Source organism: Staphylococcus edaphicus (assembly GCF_002614725.1).
GTDB lineage: Bacteria > Bacillota > Bacilli > Staphylococcales > Staphylococcaceae > Staphylococcus > Staphylococcus edaphicus.
This window is the reverse complement of record NZ_MRZN01000002.1, coordinates 150394-174280: the sequence shown is the minus strand read 5'-3', so window position 1 is coordinate 174280 and position 23887 is coordinate 150394. Positions and strand designations below refer to the sequence as shown.

Here is a 23887-nt window from a genome sequence, read left to right as displayed (position 1 = left end):
ATCAAAACTAAAGAGAAAACTGCTGTCTTTCGCATGTACGTTAGTATGATTGCTCACCTAATAATAATATAGTGAAACAAACTTATTACTTTATTGACTGATTTAAATTTAGAAACAAAGATAACAAAAAATCTGAGCCGTATGAATAACGACTCAGATATTTGTTTATTATTTTTCAATACTGTTAATAAATTTAACTGCGTCACCAACTGTGTTGATTTTTTCAGCTTCTTCATCAGGAATTTCAGTACCAAATTCATCTTCTAATTCCATAACTAATTCAGCGATATCAAGTGAGTCAGCGCCTAAATCATCTTTAAAAGATGCATCTTCAGTTACTTTTTCAGCGTCAACACCTAAACGGTCAACGATAATGTCTTTTACTTTGTCGAAGTTTTCCACGTCGATTCACCTCCTTTAAAAGTCTATTGATAGACTTTTATATTTTCCCATTTTATCAATTGAAATACAAGTAGTATTTCAATTGAAGTCATTAGAAATACATTTAATATAAGTAAATTAACAATTAATTTGACTCATTTCCATTTACTAATGAACCACTATATCATTTTCTTCAGAACTATAATACTACATCTATTTCAAAACTACATAGTACCATTGCTGTTCTATTTTAAATTACATATACATGCCACCATTGACATGAATCGTTTGTCCCGTAATATATTTTGCTTTTTCTGAAGCTAAGAACGTTACAGTATTGGCAATGTCAGAATCTTCACCAAATCTAGCTAATGGAATTTGCTCTAACATTTGTGCTTTAAGTTCTTCGCTCAAAGCATCTGTCATATCAGAAACAATAAAGCCAGGTGCAACTGCGTTCACTGTAATATTTCTAGAAGCCAATTCTCTAGCTGCTGATTTAGTCAGGCCAATAACACCAGCTTTCGTAGCGACATAGTTAGCTTGACCTGGATTACCAACAGCACCAACGACACTTGATAAATTGATAATTGCCCCACCTTTTTGTCTCAACATTTGAGGGGTTACTTTTTGAATACAGTTAAATACGCCTTTTAAGTTTGTATCTATAACATCATCCCATTCATGTTCTTTCATTCTCATCAATAAGTTATCGCGTGTAATACCTGCATTATTCACAAGAACGTCAATAGAACCGAACTGGCTAACGACTTCTTTAATCATTGCTTTGACTTCATCACCATTTGCAACATTAGCTTGAATAGCAAATGCCTCAACACCTTTGGCCTTGATTTCTTCTACAACTGCATCAGCTTTTTCTTTATTTCCTGCATAGTTCACTGCAACTTGGTAACCCTCTTCAGCTAATTGAAGCGCAATACTGCGTCCAATACCTCTTGAAGCCCCAGTCACTAACGCACTTTTAGTCATTTTCATTCCAACCTTTCACATCTTCTAATGTTTGAATTGAGGTAACTTTTACATCTTTATTAATTTTTCTAATTAATCCAGAAAGGACTTTACCTGGACCAATTTCGATAAAATGATCTACACCTTGTTCTATTAGCCACTCTGTCGAACTAATAAATTGTACTGGCGAGTATAATTGCTCTATCATATGATTTTTTATTACACCTGCATCTGTTTCACCTTGTGCATGAACATTCTGAACAACAGGGAATTTAGCATCAGACCACTCAAACTGCTCTATATAGTTAGCAAAATCATCTTTGATAACTTGCATCATAGATGAATGGAAAGGACCCGAAACAGCTAGTGGCATAACACGTTTTGCCCCTAATGATTTTCCTTCTTCAACTAATCGATCAATCACCGTCTTATGACCTGATACTACAATTTGACCAGGCGCATTTATATTTGCCGGTTCAATCATTGCATCTTCTGTTGAAAGTTGTTTACAAATTGTATCAACTGCATCATAGTCTAATCCAAGCACAGCAGCCATACTACCTACACCATCTGGGAAGGCTTCAGCCATCAGCTGACCACGTTTTCTCACAATTTTTACTGCATCTTCAAATTTCAACACACCACTCGCTACTAAACTCACATATTCGCCTAAGCTATGTCCCATAGTGTAATCGGCATTTAATTCATTAAGTGCATTTAATAATGCGGAACTATGTGTCAACAATGCTGGTTGTGTATTTTCTGTCTGACCTAACTTTTCTTCTTTATCAGTAAACATTGTTTCTAAAATATCAAAGTCTACAGCATTTTGAGCTTGATTTAAAATCGCTGTTGCTTCTTTTTCATGTTTATATAAATCACTCGCCATGCCAACTTTTTGAGAACCTTGACCTGGAAAGATAATCGCTGTTTTACTCATTTTCTGTTCCCACCGTTTCTTTCATTGTTTTCACAATTTCTTGTTCACCAGCAATTTTTGCCTGACGAATTGCTGAATAAAATGCTTTTGCACTAGAACTGCCATGTGCCTTAACTACAGTACCGTTTAATCCCAACAATACAGAACCGCCGTATTCTGCGTAATCCATTTTTGTCATTAAACCGTTCAAATCTTTGCGTAAAATTAATGCCGCCATTTTATTTTTTAAGCTGCTTAAGAGCGTAGATTTAAACATTTTACCCATCGCTTTTGCAACACCTTCTAGATTTTTAAGAATCATATTACCTGTATAGCCATCAGTGACTACGACGTCGGCAACATCATTCATTAATCCTTTTGCTTCAACATTACCTGTAAATTTAAAATCATGTTGCTCATCCATTAAACTATAAGCTTTCTTAGTTAGATTATTACCCTTTGCTGCTTCTGTGCCAATATTTAATAAACTTACAGATGGCTCAGCGATACCTCTAATTTTTTGAGCATAAATATTTCCTAATTGAGCGTATTGTAACAAATGCTCTGCTTTGGCATCCGCATTGGCTCCAACATCCATAAATACAAAACCTTTGCCAGAAACAGTTGGTAATGTGACAACCAACGCTGGTCGTTCCACACCTTTAATTCGACCAACAATAAATAGTCCAGCTGACATCAGTGCGCCAGTATTACCTGCGGAAACACATCCATCCGCCTCACCGCGCTTAACCGCTTCAGCCATACGAGCCATAGAGCTATCTTTTTTTCGTCTAATTGCTCTCACTGGTTCATCATCCATCGCAATTGATTCAGTACAATGACGTATTTCTACACGTTCATGTTCTAGTGTACATTGAGATGAATCTCCAAATAAAATTATTTCAAGATCATTATAATCATTAACCGCTTTTTCAACAGCTTCCAAAACGATTCCAGGTGCATCGTCTCCACCCATCATATCAATCGCTAATTTAACCATTTTGTTCATCCTCACTTGTATAATACATTTTAAAAGTTCCCATAAAAACGAGCATATCTTTAACGTATGAATGTACTTTTATCGTATAAAATTTATCTGTAATTTCAATGGTTTGCGCATTAGCACGTACCGTTTCATTTAATTTAACTGTTTTCATAAATGTTACATTACTTTCTTTCGTTAAAACAACTGGTTTATGTATAAGTGCCACACATAGGGAATTTGCTTGGGCAAATAATACATGGCCCCTAGCAATTTTATTTCTTGTAAACACCGAATCTTCTTCAATTTTTATAATTGAAGTGGCAGTTTGATCAGGATGGACATTAATCACATCCCCTATTATTTCACTGCCTTCTATAGAACGAATGCTTTCATAATTTTTCTTCGCTACAGTTTTGATACGTGTTCTTAGTTCCGGAATATTTAAATGTGTACGGTCAAGCCTAATTGTTTGAATACTCACCGAGAACATTACACTTAAATCTAAGTCAGTAATAAAAGGATTTTTCTCTATTTCTCTTTTTATTTCGTCGCGTCGTTCTTGTTTTTTTAATTTCATCGCATTCAAACTCCCACATTTTTAGTACCAAGTCTTAAACATTCCTAACATATCATAACACTTTCTATTTCATTTGCTCAACAAAAAACATGTACTGTAGGTAAATTAAAGCTTTTTTAACTTTACCCAATTTAATGATAATTTTTACATAATATTTAAAGTTTTCAAATGCAGTGTTTTATAACGTATCAACCAACCTATAACGATTTGTGCTATAACGAACAGCTCAACCCTTTTTTGACTTATATGTGACAACTCATTACGACACGTCATGTAACTCATTTTTTCTCTTACTGCATTGCATAACCAATTCTTTGACTAATACAACAAGAATTAAGACGAAAATAGTAGCATATTATTACTTAAATATTCAAAAGACTAAAATCACTCAGATTTCGTCATTAATCAGTATGGAATGAATGATAACAACAAGATAATTTAGATGCTACTTATTATAGAATGAGTGCAAAGTTCAAATACACAAGCAATCATTTTCCATATGCTATTATGTCTATAACAAAAATAGCCACGCTTTTAACGATGATACAAACGAAAAACAAATGCATTTAGCAAGGTTGGACTGAATCTGACGTACATTAAAAAACTGAGACAAATGTCTTGTCTCAGCTCTGGTAATCCTCTAAAACCACTTCTCAATTTATTGAGTTCATTGTCTAAAGTGACAAATAAACCGGTTATTTTTAATCAAAACTCATATATAATAAATTTTCTTCAATAAAAGTTCTCAACGTATGATATTGTGATTCAAAGAACACACCAGATTGTATTAACTCAGCTGCTTCATCTCTAGCGACTTCTAACATTTTATAATCTTCTACTACATTTGCAACTAAGAAATCAGGTAACCCGCTCTGTTTCACGCCAAAGAAATCACCTGGTCCCCTCATTTCTAAATCACGTTCACTTAGTTCAAATCCATCCGTAGTTTGCGTCATAATATTCATACGCTCAATGCCTGTTTCAGTTTTTGGTGAAGCAATTAATACACAATAGCTTTGTTGTTCACTTCTGCCAACACGTCCACGTAATTGATGTAGCGTAGATAAACCAAAGCGATCTGCATCATAAATCATCATAAACGTTGCATTAGGTACGTTCACTCCAACTTCAACTACTGTTGTTGAAACTAAAATGTCAATTTCATGGTTACTGAAACGCTGCATAACTTCATCTTTTTCGTCCGAATGTAACTTACCATGAAGTAGCCCAACTTTTTCTGTACCGTAATATAACTGCAATGATTCATACAATTCAACTACATTTTGTACATCTTCAAGATGTTCTGAACTTTCAATCAAAGGACAAATGACATAAGCTTGTCTACCCTTTTTAAGTTCTGAAGTCATTTGGTTTAATACACTTTCATAAGCTTCATGCTTAGACCACGATGTGATGATGGGTTTTCTACCTTTGGGTAGTTGTTTAATAGAAGAAACGTCCATTTCTCCGAATACGGAAATTGCTAATGTTCTAGGTATTGGAGTAGCTGTCATAAATAAAACATTGGTCATGGCACCTTTTTCTCTTAATAATTGTCTCTGATTAACTCCAAAACGATGTTGCTCATCAGTAATCACAAGTCCCACATTATTAAATCTAACATCATCTTGAATTAAAGCATGTGTTCCGATAATGCAATCAATTTCATTGTTATTAAGCTGTTCTAATAATAGCTTTCGTTTTTTACCTTTAACTGAACCTGTCAATAAAGCAACATTCATTCTGTCTCCAAATAAATCAACCAAACTTTCAGCATGTTGTTCAGCTAATATTTCTGTTGGAACCATTAATGCTGACTGATAGCCAGCCGTTTTTAAGGCATACATACAAATCGCTGCAACAACCGTCTTACCTGAACCAACATCCCCCTGTAATAAGCGATGCATGCGAACAGGCGCTTTCAAATCCCTGAATATCTCGTTTACACTATGTTTCTGTGCATCAGTCAATTCAAAAGGTAAACTATCTATAAAATGCTTAACTAAATGAATGTCATAGTCTACTTCGATTGCTTCATCCGACGTTTTTTCAAGTCGATTCAGCCATTGCATCCTTATTTCAAACATAAATAATTCAGTAAAAGCGTATGTTCTACGAGCTTTAAGTAAGGAAGACTTATCTGTAGCAAAATGCAATGCTTTAAGTGTATCTTCTAATGTTTCAAGTTTATATTTCTTTCTTAATTCTGCAGAGAGCCATTCATGTATTGTTACCTGATCAAACACTTGTCTTATCATATCTCTCAAAGGCTTCTGCTTAATGCCTTCTTTAATACGATATACAGGCTCAAATTGTGAACCTTCCTCTGTTTGTTGGTTGAAAAACATTCTATTACCATTTATTTCTTGCTTAGCTTTATTCCATTTCCCTTTAACAGTTACGCTGCCATGTAATTCTATCTTCTTCTTTAAGTAAGGCTGATTAAAAAAAGTACATTTCACTGCAATATGATTAACCATGATATGCACGGTTAATTTCGATTTATTACGACCAAAAAAAGCGACAGTAGGCGTTGAATATACTTCACCCACCACTGTCACTATCGCTTGATCTTCAGCTTCATTTAAGTCAATTACAGTATTATCTTCGTAACGTGTTGGCAAATATAAAATTAAATCTTCAACCGTATGAATATTTAATTCATTTAAAACTGCTAGCCGTTTCGGACCCAAACCCTTGATTTGAGATAACGGAAACGGACTTTCAATTAAATTGACTTTTGACATGATTAATCACCAAATATTTCTTGTTTTAAGCGCTGACCCGTAGGTGTACCTGCTAAACCTCCACGACCTGTTTCACGTAAAGCGGATGGCATTGTTTGTCCAATTTTATACATTGCTTCAATTACTTCATCAGTTGGAATTCTTGAAGTGACACCTGCTAAAGCCATATCCGCAGATACTATTGCATTAGATGCACCTGCAGCATTTCTTTTAACACATGGTACCTCTACTAAACCAGCTACTGGATCACATACTAAACCTAGCATATTTTTCAAACAAATTGCAAAAGCTTCAGCTGATTGTTGTGGTGTACCGCCTGCAAGTTCTACTGTTGCACCTGCAGCCATTGCTGCTGCTGAACCTACTTCCGCTTGACAACCACCTGCTGCACCAGAAATAGATGCATTATTCGCAACTACAAACCCAAATGCACCTGAAGTTAATAAGAAATTAAGCATATCTTTACGCGAAGGTTCTAAACGCGGTTTAAGACCAAATAATACACCAGGTACAACGCCTGCAGAACCTGCAGTAGGTGTCGCACAAATTTTACCCATGGCAGCGTTTACTTCGTTTGTTGCGACAGCCTTGCTAACCGCATCCAACAATGTAGGTCCTGCTAATGATTTACCCGTTTTCAAATATTCTTTGATTAACACAGCGTCTCCACCAGTCAATCCAGTTGTAGATGTGACACCTGCTAAACCTTCGTCTAAAGCATTTTCCATTGTTTGTAAATTTTTATCCATATGTGCGTAAACGTCTGCTTCAGATAATCCCGTCACTTCCATTTCTTGTTCAAGCATAATTTCATGGATTTTTTTATCTTGTGCTTCACACATTTCTATTAATTCTTTCACACTTTTAAACATGCAATACCTCCATTAGGCGTCTCCCATGAGTGAAACCGTCACTACACCATCGACATTTTTTATTTCCTCTATAATTTCATCATTTACAGCATCGTCTAATTCACAAGTCATTAATGCTTGGTCGCCTTTTTCTTTTCTAGATACTTGCATACTCCCCACATTAATACTTGAATCTCCTAAGATATTGGCAACACGACCGATGGTACCAAAGGTATCTTTGTGGAATACAAGTAGCGCCGGGTAATTACCACTTATAGCAATATTAAATCCATTGATTGCTACAACTTCAATTTTACCGCCACCAATTGAGACGCCTTCAACTGATATTTCTTTATCGCCATCCCGCATATTGATAATTGCTGTATTAGGATGAGATCTTTCTTCTGCCATTTCAATAAAATTGACTTTCATGTCTGCTTCTTCCGCTGCTTCTAAACTTGTTTGTATGCGATCATCATCAGTATCATAACCTAATAAACCACCCACTAATGCAACATCTGTACCATGTCCTTTATACGTCTCCATAAATGAACCATACAGATAAATATCTACTTGTTTTGGCAATTGATTAAATAAGTCTCTTGCTACTAAACCAATTCTCACTGCGCCTGCAGTATGAGAAGATGACGGACCTACCATTGTAGGACCAATTATATCAAAGACTGTTTTATATTTCATAATTATACCCCACTCTTATTTTTAATGTTTCTAAAGTGTTGCGCTTACATTCTTAAACATCTTACTTATTATAACAAGTTCAACAAACATAATAAACCAAAACTGGTTGCATTGTCCTTATTAAATGCAAAATCAAATTGTTCACAATTTGAAGTGTATGCTATTAACTAAATCATTCTAAAACAAAAAATATAGGAGCAAGTAACAAATCAAATTTTTAAAATTTGATTTGCTCTCACTCCCATCAATAACATTAACAATGTATAAGTTAACAATGACTCTATTTAAAGTAATGTCAGAAATGCTCAATTCACTATACATGATAGCTTAAACCACACCGATCATACTATTCCACGGAGAATAAATATTGATATACTGGTTGCTGGCCATCATGTTGATCTAATTCGACATCAGGATAATGTGCCTCCATCCAGTCTTCAATGTCAGAAGTAATCGTTTCATCAGCATCAGCACCAACAATCATGGTAATAATCTCACTATCTTCATCAATCATTTCTTCAATTAAACCTTTAACTGTTTCAAATTGATTGTCATTACTTTTAACTATTTTATCTTCAACTAATGCCATAAAGGCATCTTTTTTGATTTCAACACCATCAATTTTAGTATCTCTAACCGCATATGTTACAGCACCTGAACGAACTGCTTCTAAAGATTCAACCATGCGTGCTTTATTCGATTCAAGTGAGTCTGATTCATCATAATTAAATAACGCAGCAATGCCTTGAGGTATGGACTTGGTTGGAATGACTATAGCATCAGCATCTACAATTTCAGCTGCCTGCTCACTAGCCATTAAAATATTTTTGTTATTAGGTAAGATAATTGCTCGTTTACATTGTGATTGCTCAATAATTTTAACAATATCTTCAGTTGATGGATTCATTGTTTGTCCACCACTAATCATATGTGTTGCCCCCATTGATTTAAATAACTCTGAGATGCCATCACCCATGGAAATTGCAATCACTGCAGTATCGACCGTTTGTGTTTTTTCAACGTGCGCTGCTTGTCCACCGTTGTGTTCCTTTTTAACGACTTCACGATGTTGCTCACGCATATTCTCGACTTTCAACTTAATTAACTCACCATATTGTTGTCCGTAATTAAATACATCTCCTGGTTGTTCTGTATGCACGTGTACTTTAACAATTTCCTCATCATTTATGACTAGTAATGAATCACCAAACTGACTCATATCTTCTCTAAAATTTTGTTCATCGAAGGCTTTTTTATTTTTGCCAAAACGAACCATCATTTCAGTACAATAGCCGTAAACGATATCTTCAGTATTGATGACGCCATGAAAATCATGTGCTTCATTAACTAAAGAATCTTTATTGAGTTTTGGAGCCTCAGCAGATACAGTTTCACCTTTTAAGGCTTTTAAAAATCCATCATAAACAACTGCTAAACCTTTCCCACCACTATCAACAACACCTACTTCTTTTAATACTGGCAATAAATTAGGTGTATTCTCAAGTGAAACCTCTGCTTTCTCTAGAATATACGTCATTAATGCGATACAGTCCTCAGTTTCTTCTGCTTTATGCATAGCTGCATCAGCTGCATCTCTCGCTACTGTTAAAATTGTACCTTCAACAGGTTTCATGATTGCTTTATATGCAGTATCTACACCTGCTTTAAAACTTTCAGCAAATTGATTCGCGTTGATTGTTTCAAATTCTTCTAAGTTTTTGCTGAAACCTCTAAATAATTGCGATAAAATGACACCAGAATTACCTCTAGCCCCCATCAATAACCCTTTAGAAAATGTCTTGCCTAATTCACCAATATGTTGAGATAAATTGTCTTCTACGGCTTCTCTACCTGATGTCATTGTCAAATTCATATTTGTCCCAGTATCACCATCTGGTACTGGGTAAACATTCAATGAATCAACTAAGTCTGCATGATTTGATAAATTTTGAGCCCCTTGTATAATCATCTCGGCGAATAATTTACCATCTATTTTGCTTACCATTGCGTAATGTCCTCCTAGTTCTTCGTGCTATTATTAACGCGCACACCTTGTACAAATATATTTATTGAATTTACTTTTACTTTTAATGTTTGTTCTAATGTATATTTTACTGTTGATTGTACATTGCTTGCTACTTCAGATATCTTTGTTCCAAAGCTTACAATAATGTACATATCTACATCAATGACTCCATTATCTTCTCGTACAATAATTCCTTTGGAGTAATTTTCATGTCCTAATATTTCTGCAATACCATCTCTAACTTGCTGTCTAGAAGCCATACCTACAATTCCATAACATTCTACTGCTTTGCTACCCACAACTGAAGATATTACTTCGTTTGAAATGTCTATACTACCATAATCATTTGTGATTTCTAATGTCATAAAATGGGCCTCCTAAGTTTATAGTTATATCTAACCATCAATAATAAAACAATTTATCTTTCATTGACTTATTAAAAAAATACTATATTTATCCACAGTTTACAATTATACCATAATTTAATTTTAACGAAAGGATTACTCTTACTAAATGAGAATTTTTTCTAGTTATATTGCTATCTATTCTAATTTGTGGTAAATTATTCAAGTATGTAGTAGATACGTGTATTTATATTTATTAAAGGAGGTACTTTCATGGGCAAACAATGTTTCGTAACAGGTCGAAAAGCTTCAACTGGAAACAATCGTTCTCACGCTTTAAATTCTTCTAAAAGAAGATGGAATGCTAACCTTCAAAAAGTTAGAATTCTTGTAGACGGAAAACCTAAAAAAGTTTGGGTTTCTGCACGTGCTTTAAAATCTGGTAAAGTAACTAGAGTTTAATAAATATAATGCACGAAAAAGCCTAATCCTTATGTGGAGGATTAGGCTTTTTTATTTATATCATTTTCTACCATGGTGTACAAGCTATATTAGGATTTCCAATTCAATCCTTACTTCGAATCATCAACACACTGCCTGCTTTTATATCTACAATGCCAGAACTTTGACACAATTCATTAGAAATTGTGAGTGTCGATCCTAGTTTAAGCGTCTCATCTTTCAGATTATATTTAAAATCGTATAACGAAATGACAGTTGGATAAACGACTGGAATAAATGAAATGTATGGAAAATGATCATCAAAGTCCACATTAAACTCACCTTTTTGTAAAAACTGAATTTCATTGGTAGCATCAATAATCTTTATCTTAATATTCATCTGAGTGTATTCTGGTTTTTCCAAAATTTGTAATGCACCCATAAAATGATCTAATCTACCACCTGTTGCACCATAAATATCAATATTTTGATAACCACTTTTTACAGCTTGTTCAATACCCAATGCTAAATCTGTATCATCTTTTTCAGATTCGTAAGGATTGATTTCTATTTGCTGTTGGATAAAATTTTTTTCAGCATCAGAGATAGAATCAAAGTCCCCTACTGCAAATTGAGGTGTAATTCCACATTCTAATAAAATCAGTGTCCCTCTATCAATTCCAATCCAGTGTTCATGTTCATGTTTCACTAATATGTTTTTAGGCAAATTCCTATCCCCACATAATAAATTGGCTTTCATTTACGTCAACCTTTCAATATGTTAGTAACCGTTTTATAATCCTCATGTTTAAAAAAGTATGACCCTGCAACAAGCATTGTAGCCCCATGACTGACAACAGATTCAACTGTAGTATCATTTATGCCTCCGTCTACCTCGATATCGAAATTCAATCCGTGAACTTTTTTGATTTCAGACAATTGATCTAATTTCTCTACACAACCATCGATGAAAGTTTGGCCACCAAAACCAGGATTTACAGTCATTACCAGTACATAATCCACCATATTTAAAATTGGGCAAATTGCATGTACTGGCGTACCAGGGTTAATAACAACACCGGCCTTCACATTTTTATTCTTAATTTGTTCTACCACTCTATGAATATGAGGTGTTGCTTCAACATGTACTGAAATCATATCAGCGCCATGTTCTGCGAATAATTCAACATATTTTTCTGGTTCTTCTATCATAAGATGTACATCAATAGGTAAGTCTGTACCTTTGCGCACTGAATCCAATATTGGTAATCCAATAGAAATATTAGGTACAAATTGACCATCCATGACATCAAAATGAACACCATCGACACCTGCTTCTTCCAAAGCATTTAACTCTTGTTGTAAATTCAAAAAATCTGCTGATAATAATGATGGATATAATTTAGTCACTTAATATCTTTCCTTTCGCTTTGAAATCTCTTTAACTAATTGTAAATAATGATGATATCTAAACGATGCTATATTCCCTTTTTCTAATTCAGCTTTCACATTACATTGAGGTTCATTTATATGGTTGCAATCTCTAAATTTACAACTTTCTCCATATTCATTAATTTCCATAAAGTAATTTTTAATTTCATCTTTTTGAATGTGATCAAAATCCAATGCACTAAATCCAGGTGTATCCGCAATAAATCCCGTGGATCTTTCAAAAAGCTCAACATGACGCGTCGTATGCCGACCACGATTTAATGCTTTTGAAATATGCTGCGTTTCAATATCTAAGTTTGGGAAATATTTATTTAACAACGTAGATTTACCTACACCTGATTGGCCACTTAACACAGCGAGTCCATCTCCCCAACTAGAAAATACATGTTCAATATCTTCATTTATACTAATAAATTGCGTTTTATATCCCATGTTGTCATAAACTTCAAGTAACTCGACAATATTTTGTTGGATTTCTGGTGAAGCCAAATCTCTTTTTGTCACAAGAATGCGCGGACGCATATGATAAGAATGTGCAATCACTAAAAATCTATCTAATAACTGAGTAGAAAAATCTGGTTCGACTGCACTCATCACTAGAACAAGATGGTCAACATTACTAACAGGTGGCCGCTTTATTTCATTTTTTCGTTCATGAACATGTTGTATATAGCCTTCTGTAACATTTTCAACTTCAAAATCAACTACATCACCAACAATAGGTGAAAATTTATTTTTTCTAAAAAGACCTCGTGGTTTTGTATCATACATTTCACCATCTACATCTACACGATAAACGCCACTGATTGATTTTATGATGCGTCCTGTTTTCACTTAGGCACCTCTCTTTTAATTACTTTTACCCTTTATATTATAGCAAAGCCTTTTTAATTTAAATATGATTTGAAACGATTTCAACTAAATTTTCAATAATTACTGCCTGAAATGAAATTTATACCTTTATAATAGATCTATTAACCACACCTATTTTCCAATAGACAAATACATCTCAGTAACTTTAATCATCATTACAAAATATTAAAAACACCGACCCAATCGATATTCGACTGAATCGGTGTTTATTTTGTATTTAAAACAATGCTCTCTTTGTTCGCTGAGTGTCTTAAGGTTCGCCAGAGCTTTTGCTCTTGCATAAGCGACACTATGCCTTCTTTGTTCGCTGAGTGTCTTAAGGTTCGCCAGAGCTTTCGCTCTTGCATAAGCGACACTATGCTCTCTTTGTTCGCTGAGTGTCTTAAGGTTCGCCAGAGCTTTCGCTCTTGCATAAGCGACACTATGCTCTCTTTGTTCGCTGAGTGTCGCATAAATCATAAGGTATGTCTTTGTCAGCAACAACTTTATCATCAACACGAATCGTATATCCTGCTGTTTTCCCTTTTTCGATGGTCATAGGTATCTTAACTGTTTTGTTATCTTTGATTTTAAAAGTTTGTGAAGGTGATGTACCATCATCATCTTTATCTCTCACAAATACTTTCACTTCTTGGCTATCATCATCTTTACCGGTATATTGAACGTCATAAGTTTCTGTATAATTTTTAGTTGCTGCCTCATCTTCTTTGGATTTATCATCATCTTTATCCTCAGAATCTTTCTCATCTTCAGATTTTGGAGCACCTTTTGAAACTGTAAACTCAATTGTTGAACCTTCGTCTACTTCTTCACCCTTAGGTGATTGACTGATAACATTATCTTTTTTGACTTTCTTGTCCTCAGTTTCTTCAGTGACAACCACCTTAAAGCCTTTTGCTTCTAACTCTGATTTTGCTGTTTTAAATGCTTTGTTTTCATAGTTGTTTACATAAACTTGTTTCGTTCCTAGAGATTCAGTAAGTTCAATATTACTATTATTCACTTTCACTTTGTCCCCAGGTGATATGTTTTGTGATTCAATTAAACCTTTAGCGATATTTTGTTTTGTATATGCTTGTTTTACTTTTGAATCTTCAATTCCTAAATCTTTCAATTTATTTAAAGCTTCAGATTTAGGTAAACCATATAAATTAGGCATTTCTGCTAATTTAGGTCCTTTAGATAATACAATATCTACTTTACTTTGTTGTTCTAAACGATCTCCTTTCTCAGGAGCCGTTTTTATAATTTTATTTTCTGGATATTTATCACTATATTCTCGAGAAATATCGCCCATTTGTAATTTATGATCTTTTAAAATATGTTCGGCTTCTTTTTCAGTTTTACCTGTTAAGTCTGGCGTTTCTAAATATTTATTTCCAAACATACCCATTGCCATAAAACCAAATAACCCAAAAAGTAATAAAGCGATAATCACAGCATAGAAAAACTTCTTTTTTTTCGTACGTTTTTTTTGTGGTACGGCATAAATATGTTCTTCACTAGATTGAAATTGTTGTTGGTTGACAATTGGAATTTGCATTGTTTCCTTTATGCTTTTCCCTCTATCTTCATCCTTTGTCTGGTTGGCAATATCTGATTTATTTATAGGTATCGTCTTTGTATTCGCCTCTATAGATTGATATCTAGACTCATTTGCACGATTCTCTGACAACACACCGTCTAAATCACTTTGCATATCTCTAACTGATTGGTAACGCACCGTCTTATCTTTTTCAGTTGCCTTAAGTACAACATTACTTAAGGCTTGAGGTACTTCTGATCGCTCATCAGTAATGTTAGGCATAGGATCTTGAATATGCTTAATCGCAATACTTACAGCTGTTTCTCCAGAAAACGGTGGTTTACCAATAAGCATTTCATACAAAACAACACCAATTGAATAGATATCGGTACCATTATCTGTTGACTCACCACGCGCTTGCTCAGGAGATAAGTATTGTACAGTACCTAATACATGATTCGTTTGAGTCATCGTTGTTTCACTCAAAGCTTTCGCAATGCCAAAATCTAAGATTTTTAATGTTTGATGCTTATCTACTAAAATATTTTGCGGTTTAATATCACGATGTACTATTTTAGTATCATGTGCATGTTTAATACCCTCAATGATTTGATTAGTAAAATTCAGAGCTGTGGTTGTATCAATGGGATGATGTTCTTGGATGTATTCCGATAAAGTGGGGCCTTCTATATATTCCATCACTAAATAGAAATACTCATCATCTTCCGTAACATCAAACACATTCACAATATTACTATGCGATAGTTGTGTTAAATTATGTACTTCTCTTTCAAACCTTTTAATCGTTTCGTCCTTTTCACTTGCAGGAATCCTTATTGCTTTGATAGCTACATTGCGATTGAGAATTGTGTCTTCAGCAAGATAGACAGTACTCATTCCGCCACCGCCAAGTTTTTTAATTACCTTGTAGCGTTCACTTATTATTTTGTCTATCATACTTTATCACCTTCAATCTCAGCCAATACGATACTCACATTGTCATTTGTATCTTCAGACAATGCAAGTTCAATCAAGGCTTGACCCTGTATTTCTAGTTCCTTATCTTGCATCAGTGTCTCTTGAATCTGATGATTTCGTACAAAATCTGTTAAACCATCAGAATTTAGCATTAAATAGTCGTAGAAATTTGTTTTTTTCACAAATATATCTGGTGTCACTAATTTATCCGTCCCCATTACTTTCGTGATAATATTTCGTTGTGGATGGGTAAATGCTTGTTCAGTTGTAATTTGTCCGATCATCACAAGGTGATTAACAAACGAATGATCATTTGTAATTTGTTCAATATCTCGACTATTCACTAAATAAGCTCGTGAATCTCCGATATTTGCAACAACAATATAGTTATCAAATACTAAAGCACAGACACAAGTGGTACCCATGCCTTGATATTCTGGGTTTTCTACTGACATTTCATATAATTTCCGATTAATAGCTTTCAAAGTTGTGCTCAACCAATCTTCAGCCTGTTCTGCTTCTATAAGATTTTCATCTTCAAAAAGACGTTGAAGCTCATCCGTTACAAATTGGCTTGCTACTTCGCCTGCTAGGTGTCCACCCATACCATCACAGAGTACTAATAATTGTTGCTCTGTACGATTATAAAATACGCCACCTGCATCTTCATTTTTATCACGATATTGTCCCGTGTCAGTAAAAAATTGTGCTTTTAGCATGTCCCTACCTCGTTTCTACTTTTCGTTCCTTAGCTCTTAATTGACCACAAGCTGCATCAATATCTGCACCTTGTTCACGTCTTATAGTTGCATTTATCCCTAAACGTTTTAATTCCTTTTCAAATTTAAAGATGTCTTCTTTAGGTGTTTTTACATAATTTCTTTCTGGTACGTGATTTACAGGTATTAAGTTAACATGGCAATTCAATTTTTGTATTAAATGTGCCAATTCTCTAGCATGCTCAATTTGGTCATTGACCCCACCGAACAAGCCATACTCGAAAGTAATACGTCTATTGGTTTTTTCTTGATAATAGTGAATAGCTTCCATTAATTTTTCAACGTTGTACGCTCTGTTGATGGGCATAAGACGTGAACGAATTTCATCATTCGCACCATGTAAGCTCACTGCAAAATTAATTTGAATATCTTCATCGGCAAAGTCATAAATTCTTGGAATAATACCTGAAGTTGATACAGTGATATGGCGTGCACCAATATTTAATCCATTATCATCATTAACAATTTTCAAGAAATCCATCATTTCATCATAATTTTCAAATGGTTCACCAATGCCCATGATAACAATTTGTGATACACGTTCCTCGGTTTCATCTAATGCTTTTTGAACAGTTAATACTTGTGAAACAATTTCACCAGCTTCTAAGTTACGTTTTAGACCACCCAATGTAGAAGCGCAAAACGTACACCCGATACGACAACCTACTTGCGTCGTTACACATACAGAATTACCATATTCATGTCTCATAAGTACAGTTTCAATTGTATAACCATCTTGCAATTCAAATAAAAACTTAATCGTTCCATCTTTACTTTCTTGTTTAACTACTGTAGTCATTGTTGTCATTGTGAAATGAGCTTTTAATACTTCCCTTAATTCTTTAGATAAATTTGTCATATCTTCAATGTCATCGATGCGTTTTTCATAAAGCCACTCAAAAATTTGTTTTGCTCTGAATTTTTGCTGACCATGTTCTACCAACCAGTCCTGCATCTCATCATATCTTAGTGAATAAATAGATTGCTTTTCAAAATTGGGAAGAAACTTATTTTTTTTCTTCTTTTCTGCAGTTATCATATTTTAATTTTCCTTTCTTCTTATCCTAGTTATGAAAAAGCCATCAGAGTTGAAATCTTGAGGTAATACTTGCATCGTTTTTACTTTTTCTCCAGTTATTGGGTGTTCAAATGTATCAAATTCAAAATCTTTATTTTCTTTTAAAAATGTGTACACAACATTTTCATTTTCCATTTGTTCAATTGTACACGTTGAATAAACAATCGTTCCACCAGGCTTCACACTATGTTTCACATTATTTAAAATTTCTAATTGAATTTCAACTAATGATTCGATAGCATGTTGTGATTGTTCGTACTTAATTTCAGGTTTGTGTCTCAACACACCTAACCCACTACATGGTGCATCTACTAGAATCTTATCATACACCTTATCATATTTTTCGGTTGCATCGTGTTCATATGCCGAAATGTTAGATAAACGTAATTTTCTAATGTTAAAGTCTATTAAATCTATTTTATGTTCATGGATATCAGTCGCATCCACATGTCCTGTACCATTCAATATTTCAGCAATATGACACGCTTTACCTCCAGGTGCGCTACAAGCATCTAATACTTGATCATCCTGATCTAATGCCATAAGTTCACCAACAAACATCGAACTCTTATCTTGAATTGACACCAATCCATCTTTAAACATACGTGATTCAATGATTGGTTTACCACTAATATGCAAACAGCTTTCAATGTCTCTATCTTGTTCAACAATATAATCATCATCTGTAAGTCTTCTGATAGCATCATCTATAGAAATTCTAGTTAAATTAACACGAACCGTTGTAGATACTTTATCTAAAAATGATTGTGCAATCATCTCTGTTTTTTCAATTCCAAAATGTGTTGTCCAATGATCAACCAACCATTTTGGCAGGCTGTATTCAATGGCAATACGTTTTTTATCGTCTGTTATTTCAGTAAAATCTGGCATATCGCTGCGCATAACATTTCTTAGAATGCCGTTCACAACATTACCATTATGGGGACCACCTTTATATTTAGCTATTTCAACCGCTTCATTTATAATGGCGTGTTCAGGTATTTTATCTAAATAAACATATTGATAGATACTCATCCAAAGTAACTGTCTTACCCAGCCCTTTAATTTTGTTTGAACGAAAGGTTTAAGTAAGTAATCCAACGTATATTTTCTTTTCAAAGTGCCATATACCAATTCTGTAAATAACCCTTTGTCTGCCCGATTTAATTCGGAATTTGATAACACTTCATTTATAATGATATTGCTATATGCTTTATCATTTATAATATCTTGAATGGTTTCAAATGCTAATGCTCTCACATTTGTTTCTATTGTCATGTTAATACCTTCCCAACAAGTGATGTTTGAACGCCACTTAAGTAGTTTGCAGTCAACATACGTTTTTTTCCTGCAACTTGAATATCTGTCAATGCAATTGCATCATTGGAACCCGTTGCTACAATGATTGCTTTTTTTGTTGTTTCAATAATTGTACCTGGGTCACCTGACTTATCTTTTTCGATGTTGGATGCATACAGTTTCATATTCTCCTCATCCATTACTGTGTATGCTACCGGCCAAGGTGATAGACCTCTTATATGATTGTAAATGGTCTCGGCTGATTGTGACCAATCGATTCTTTCCTGGGCTCTACTTATATTAGAGGCAAATGTCGCTTCACTATCATTTTGTGCGATTCGTTGATTCGTACCATTAATGATTGACGGTAATGTTGCTTTTAGTAAATCTGCTCCTAAAAAGCTTAATTTATCGTGCATGGTGCCAACATCGTCTTGAGATGTTATTTCAATTGAACTTTGCGCAATGATATCGCCTGCGTCAAGTTGTTTAACCATATACATAATAGAAATGCCAGTTTCTGTTTGGCCGTCTATAATAGCTTGGTGAATTGGTGCACCGCCTCTATACTTGGGTAGTAATGAAGCATGGACATTAATTGCGCCTAATTTAGGTGCATTCAATAAGGATTCAGGCAATAATTGTCCAAAAGCTGCAGTTACAATCAAATCTGCATCTAAGTCAATAAGTTGTTCTAATTCTTCTGATTGTGATAATTTTTCCGGTTGATAAACTGGCAGACCATGTTTAACCGCAACTTCTTTAACCGGTGGTGGTGTTAATTTACGTTTTCTACCCACTGGTCTATCTGGCTGGGTAACAACTGCAATAACATCATGTTCAGCAATCAACATTTCTAGCACTTTCGTTGAAAAATCTGGTGTCCCCATAAAGATGATTTTACTCATTGTCAAAATACGCCTCCATTTCTGTTTCATCTAAAATTCTTTCTACACGCTCGGTAAATAATTTCCCTTCAAAATGATCAATCATATGTAATATCATTCTTGCGATATCATCATACGCCGTCATTTCAACTTCATTGCCTTTTCTATCATTACTCTTAACAATAATCATTTTACTTCTTGTCACTTCACCATACACGTTAGGCAAACTGATAGAGCCTTCTAAATCCGTGACTTTTGTATCAGATTCACTTATTATTTGAGGATTAATTAATTGTAATAAACCATCTATTTCCATATCGATAATCGCTACTTTTTGCGCAATACCTATCTGAGGTGCACATATCGCAGATGCTTCAACATCATACATTGTATCTTCTAAATCTAACAATAATTGTTCTAGATTTTCATCAAATATAGTAACATCCGGTGTTGATTTATGAAGAATGGGATGTTTGCTTGTTACAAGTTGCTTGATTGTCATATCGATTTCTCCTCACAAAAATTCATCATATAATTATAACTTATTTTAATATAAATTGCATCATTCATTAAGGAATACTTTATTGAAACCACGTTAAATGTAACGTTATGATGATTCATCATGTGACATATCTTATTGAAGTATTAAAAATGCAGCAATAAATACATGCTAATGTTTAAATCAGCTTGATATCAATCACTGCACTTTCATTTATTGTCTTCTGTATTATATTGATATAATTCAAACTCTTGTATTCTTTATGGTTATAAAGTTGCTTATTGCAAATTAACTCAAATCTTTAAAGGGCGAACTTGATTACCAGCTTCATCAAAATTACGTGCTTCCAGCCAATTTTCAAATTCAAGTTTATTTATATACCAGTCTTTGTCAATCATGGCTAACCAATAGGTATCACGGTTGCGATTTTTATAAACTTTATGATTTCTGAAAATGCCCTCAAACTTAAATCCTAACCTTTTGGCCGCTTTGATTGATGGTTCATTAAGCGCATCACATTTCCATTCATATCTTCTATAACCTAATGTTTCAAAGACATATTTTGCTAGTACAAATTGAACTTCCGTAGCAATACGTGTATGTTTTAAAACATTGGCGTAATGTACATGTCCAACTTCAATTGAAGCATTGTCAGAATCTATTCTCAGTAACGCTAATATACCCACTGCTTCAGATGTTTCTTTATCTATAATGGCAAAGAAATATGGGTCTGTTGAATTTATTTTCTCCTCAATATATGACATAAATGATTGAAAATTTTGAGGCTGCTCATCTGGCAAGTATGTCCAGTTAGGTGCATCTGCTTTATCGCAAAAATAATTAAATAAATCTTTCTGGTGACAGTAGTCTAATTTTTCTAATCTACAATATTGTCCTTCTAATGCTCTCACTTTAGGTAAACTACGCTGTTTAAATGCAATAACCGATTCGCCAATGGGTTGATTAAATTCGTTATATTCCAACATGATTGCCCCCTTGTTAAGTTCAATATTTAAAGTAAATCTACTGTAGACATATTAAAAATTCAGCTAATTTGAGACTTTGCATTGTTTCTCGTTAATAATTGCTGTTCTATCCGCTTAACCATTGCTATATTTAATGTTATGTCAAAGCGTGATGTGATACTAATTGATAAATCATAAATACTTGAGTCAATTGTTTCACAATTTTCAATTTAACTCGCAAGCAAACATGCACTTTAAATAAAAAATAACAATCTCGTTTCATATTTGGTCAGTTGCTTTTCCATACTTATAAAAGATCAAAATGTATCACGAATCATTTAAGTCGTACTTGTTACTCTTAAATATAACTGCAATTAATATCAAATGCAAAATTACATTATACTTATTTTGATAAGTTTCAAGTATATCCCTAACTAATGTAGGTTAAATATTTTAGTTTCACTGAATTTGTTACTCAAAGATAACTATTTGTGCTTCTAACAGAAACTTCGCTCGTAATATATAAATTAAAAAACCGCATCAATTCAGATACGGTTTTAAGCTATTTTGATACTTACTCATTAATTTCCAATTCGTTTAACTTTTATTTATAACTGATAATCTGTACGTTGGATACAAAACCATCATTCACATAAAACTGAACTAAACTACCATTATAATGGCGTTCATACAAATTTCTTGCAGGTTTATGTGTCACTGCAGGCGGACCATATACTTTCAACAAATCATCTTTTGAAACAGATTTATAATCCAAAATGAATTCACTATCTGCTGAAATGCGTCCACTATAATTATAATAAGGGTTTTCTGCTGCTTGGGTTTGTGGTTGATGTGAATCAATTGCTGTACTGAATACGAGTCCGCAAGTTAACACAATCTTTGACACTTTCTTTGTTTATATTAAACGCGCCCTAAGTAAATTTTGAAAATCAATCATTATAATATTCTACCTAAAATATGCCCCATTTATTTGAACTATTTTCATTGCTAAACAATGATTAAAAAATAAGCATGCCGTTACCTATATTGAAATAAAAAAATGAGGTACCTAATGCTTTTAAATTGTGCAGTCTAGTAAATGATATACGTACAAACCAAAACGCTACTTGTCTTTTATTCTCCAAAATAGAACTTGCTTTGAGAATAGTAGCCAATTTTTTAACGCGACTTTCTAAATATAAAAACATTTATTGCTCAATCCAATTGTCCTTATATTGCCCTGTTTCATTTGCATATTAAAAAAAGCCACCCTAGTGGATGGCTCATAAAGGATGAAGCTCTGGAGGAACTTCATAAATTTATAATACATTCCATCATTTAATTGTGCAATATTATTTACAAAAACTTTACATTATATGTGAAATATAATAGCAGTAATAGTTACTAATCTTTTTCATTTCATTCTCATTATCTCTTACATCTTGTAACATAATGGTAAATCCATAGCTTGTTATAATTTATCGAACATATACATTTGCTAGTGAGTAACTCAATTCACACAATATGTTTATCTATTACACTACCGATTGTCCTGTTCTGATTCAAAGTCTTAAACACCATTGGGTTAAACGCTTAATCTAAACGAGCACACTGGTAAAGTTTTGATTCGGTTACACAACTAAAGCGCCTTACCTTTTTCAAAAGTTACATGAAAGTATTCCACAGTCTATGCTATTAGAAACTATCATTAAAGTGTATACTCATTAATGATAGAATATGTAGTAGAGCAAATAAGTACCTCATACGCTACTAATTTTAAAGTTAAATAATTGTTCATTTTTGGATACCTCATAAAGTGAATTATTAACAAGTAAATAAAAGTAAGTTGCCATAAAGAACCACAACATGTTGGCAACTAGTAAACTTCAATCAGACAATAACTAGCGCGGCCGAAGACTTAATTTATCGAATAATACAACGGCTAAACAATGCTATTGTTCATTTATGGAGGAATAAACATGTATTTAATATTATCTTTTTTCACCATCATTAGTGCTTTAGTAAGCCTTTTCTATACGACACAATATGCGTGGCTGACTAAATCAATTATATCCTATTATGCATTATCAAGAAGTATAGCTATAAGTCTGCTTTCAATTTCTATTTTAATGTTACATAATCAAACACTCTTAATTGTTATGGCTATAATAATGGTATTTGTTCAAATTTTAGATGGCATTGTAGGTTTAATCGATAAAAATAAATTCAAGACTTACGGTCCTTTTTTCACAGGATTTATAAACGCTATCTTGTTAATCATTTACCTTTTTAATGTGTAACCACTCTATTTTCAGTACAACACTAAATGAATCATTGATTCCTATTGGCTGTATGCTTCATGGCGGTTTATCTTGAAAGACTGATAAATAATGCTATAAAAGACAATATTAAGCCATCTTCTATTCAGAAAAAAACGACATAATTCTATATTGCTGGTTTAAATAAATTGAACAAACAGCTACCTAACATCATTGTTAAAATAAATCTGGTTGAATATCTCTAAATAGAGGTTCAACCAGATTTATTTTTTACAAAAATAGCGCAAGTAACTCTATATTTGTATGTGGCAAACTGATAAATATAGAAGATACT

General features: G+C 33.6%; 23 protein-coding genes. 2 read left to right on the top strand and 21 right to left on the bottom strand.

Going from position 1 to position 23887, the window contains the following annotated elements; all coding sequences use genetic code 11:
* Positions 1-168: 168 nt before the first annotated feature.
* The 10 genes from BTJ66_RS02380 to BTJ66_RS02335 form a co-directional block, all read right to left on the bottom strand.
* Positions 169-402 (bottom strand): acyl carrier protein, encoded by a 234-nt coding sequence (locus BTJ66_RS02380; RefSeq protein WP_002483492.1) that lies wholly within the window; start codon positions 400-402, stop codon positions 169-171.
* A 234-nt stretch (positions 403-636) separates the two neighbouring features.
* Positions 637-1371, bottom strand: coding sequence for a 3-oxoacyl-[acyl-carrier-protein] reductase (gene fabG, locus BTJ66_RS02375; RefSeq protein ID WP_099089390.1), 735 nt, complete (start codon positions 1369-1371; stop codon positions 637-639).
* Positions 1364-2290: an ACP S-malonyltransferase gene (fabD, locus tag BTJ66_RS02370; RefSeq protein WP_099089389.1), complete on the bottom strand. Its 927-nt coding sequence runs from the start codon at positions 2288-2290 to the stop codon at positions 1364-1366. The genes fabG and fabD overlap by 8 nt, the downstream gene beginning before the upstream one ends.
* Positions 2283-3269, bottom strand: a complete 987-nt coding sequence (plsX, locus tag BTJ66_RS02365) for a phosphate acyltransferase PlsX (RefSeq protein WP_099089388.1) — start codon at positions 3267-3269, stop codon at positions 2283-2285. Before plsX ends, fabD begins: the two co-directional genes overlap by 8 nt.
* Positions 3262-3831, bottom strand: a complete 570-nt coding sequence (fapR, locus tag BTJ66_RS02360; protein WP_099089387.1) for a transcription factor FapR — start codon at positions 3829-3831, stop codon at positions 3262-3264. The genes plsX and fapR overlap by 8 nt, the downstream gene beginning before the upstream one ends.
* A gap of 701 nt (positions 3832-4532) precedes the next feature.
* Positions 4533-6578: an ATP-dependent DNA helicase RecG gene (recG, locus tag BTJ66_RS02355; RefSeq protein WP_099089386.1), complete on the bottom strand. Its 2046-nt coding sequence runs from the start codon at positions 6576-6578 to the stop codon at positions 4533-4535.
* A gap of 2 nt (positions 6579-6580) precedes the next feature.
* Positions 6581-7450 carry an L-serine ammonia-lyase, iron-sulfur-dependent, subunit alpha gene (gene sdaAA, locus BTJ66_RS02350; protein WP_099089385.1) on the bottom strand — a complete coding sequence of 290 codons (870 nt, stop codon included), beginning with the start codon at positions 7448-7450 and terminating at the stop codon, positions 6581-6583.
* Positions 7451-7462: 12 nt separating this feature from the next.
* Entirely contained in the window at positions 7463-8128 is a 666-nt protein-coding gene (gene sdaAB / locus BTJ66_RS02345; protein ID WP_099089384.1) for an L-serine ammonia-lyase, iron-sulfur-dependent subunit beta, read from the bottom strand.
* 346 nt (positions 8129-8474) lie between these two features.
* On the bottom strand, positions 8475-10133 hold the full coding sequence (gene fakA, locus BTJ66_RS02340; protein ID WP_099089383.1) for a fatty acid kinase catalytic subunit FakA: 1659 nt from the start codon (positions 10131-10133) through the stop codon (positions 8475-8477).
* 14 nt (positions 10134-10147) lie between these two features.
* Complete coding sequence (locus BTJ66_RS02335) at positions 10148-10519, bottom strand: Asp23/Gls24 family envelope stress response protein (RefSeq protein ID WP_099089382.1); 372 nt, start codon at positions 10517-10519, stop codon at positions 10148-10150.
* A 252-nt stretch (positions 10520-10771) separates the two neighbouring features.
* Here BTJ66_RS02335 and rpmB point away from each other — a divergent pair, with 252 nt between their 5' ends.
* Positions 10772-10960, top strand: coding sequence for a 50S ribosomal protein L28 (gene rpmB, locus BTJ66_RS02330; protein ID WP_002483503.1), 189 nt, complete (start codon positions 10772-10774; stop codon positions 10958-10960).
* Between the two features lie 103 nt (positions 10961-11063).
* Here the strand turns inward: rpmB and BTJ66_RS02325 are convergent, their stop codons facing one another.
* From BTJ66_RS02325 to BTJ66_RS02275, 11 genes are all read right to left on the bottom strand, one after another.
* Entirely contained in the window at positions 11064-11699 is a 636-nt protein-coding gene (locus BTJ66_RS02325; RefSeq protein ID WP_099089381.1) for a thiamine diphosphokinase, read from the bottom strand.
* 5 nt (positions 11700-11704) lie between these two features.
* On the bottom strand, positions 11705-12349 hold the full coding sequence (gene rpe, locus BTJ66_RS02320) for a ribulose-phosphate 3-epimerase (protein WP_099089380.1): 645 nt from the start codon (positions 12347-12349) through the stop codon (positions 11705-11707).
* On the bottom strand, positions 12350-13225 hold the full coding sequence (rsgA, locus tag BTJ66_RS02315) for a ribosome small subunit-dependent GTPase A (RefSeq protein ID WP_099089379.1): 876 nt from the start codon (positions 13223-13225) through the stop codon (positions 12350-12352).
* Between the two features lie 460 nt (positions 13226-13685).
* Positions 13686-15746 (bottom strand): Stk1 family PASTA domain-containing Ser/Thr kinase, encoded by a 2061-nt coding sequence (pknB, locus tag BTJ66_RS02310; protein WP_099089378.1) that lies wholly within the window; start codon positions 15744-15746, stop codon positions 13686-13688.
* Positions 15743-16486, bottom strand: a complete 744-nt coding sequence (locus BTJ66_RS02305; protein ID WP_099089377.1) for a Stp1/IreP family PP2C-type Ser/Thr phosphatase — start codon at positions 16484-16486, stop codon at positions 15743-15745. Before BTJ66_RS02305 ends, pknB begins: the two co-directional genes overlap by 4 nt.
* A 4-nt stretch (positions 16487-16490) precedes the next feature.
* Positions 16491-17585: a dual-specificity RNA methyltransferase RlmN gene (rlmN, locus tag BTJ66_RS02300; RefSeq protein ID WP_099089376.1), complete on the bottom strand. Its 1095-nt coding sequence runs from the start codon at positions 17583-17585 to the stop codon at positions 16491-16493.
* A gap of 3 nt (positions 17586-17588) precedes the next feature.
* Positions 17589-18896 carry a 16S rRNA (cytosine(967)-C(5))-methyltransferase RsmB gene (rsmB, locus tag BTJ66_RS02295; protein WP_238597576.1) on the bottom strand — a complete coding sequence of 436 codons (1308 nt, stop codon included), beginning with the start codon at positions 18894-18896 and terminating at the stop codon, positions 17589-17591.
* Between the two features lie 2 nt (positions 18897-18898).
* Positions 18899-19831, bottom strand: coding sequence for a methionyl-tRNA formyltransferase (gene fmt / locus BTJ66_RS02290; protein ID WP_099089429.1), 933 nt, complete (start codon positions 19829-19831; stop codon positions 18899-18901).
* Positions 19824-20312: a peptide deformylase gene (locus BTJ66_RS02285; RefSeq protein WP_099089374.1), complete on the bottom strand. Its 489-nt coding sequence runs from the start codon at positions 20310-20312 to the stop codon at positions 19824-19826. The genes fmt and BTJ66_RS02285 overlap by 8 nt, the downstream gene beginning before the upstream one ends.
* A gap of 290 nt (positions 20313-20602) precedes the next feature.
* Entirely contained in the window at positions 20603-21292 is a 690-nt protein-coding gene (locus tag BTJ66_RS02280) for a GNAT family N-acetyltransferase (protein WP_099089428.1), read from the bottom strand.
* 586 nt (positions 21293-21878) lie between these two features.
* Positions 21879-22181 carry a hypothetical protein gene (locus BTJ66_RS02275; RefSeq protein ID WP_153043312.1) on the bottom strand — a complete coding sequence of 101 codons (303 nt, stop codon included), beginning with the start codon at positions 22179-22181 and terminating at the stop codon, positions 21879-21881.
* A gap of 1072 nt (positions 22182-23253) precedes the next feature.
* Between BTJ66_RS02275 and BTJ66_RS02270 the strand changes: the two genes are divergently transcribed.
* Positions 23254-23574 (top strand): hypothetical protein, encoded by a 321-nt coding sequence (locus BTJ66_RS02270; RefSeq protein ID WP_099089372.1) that lies wholly within the window; start codon positions 23254-23256, stop codon positions 23572-23574.
* Positions 23575-23887 lie beyond the last annotated feature (313 nt).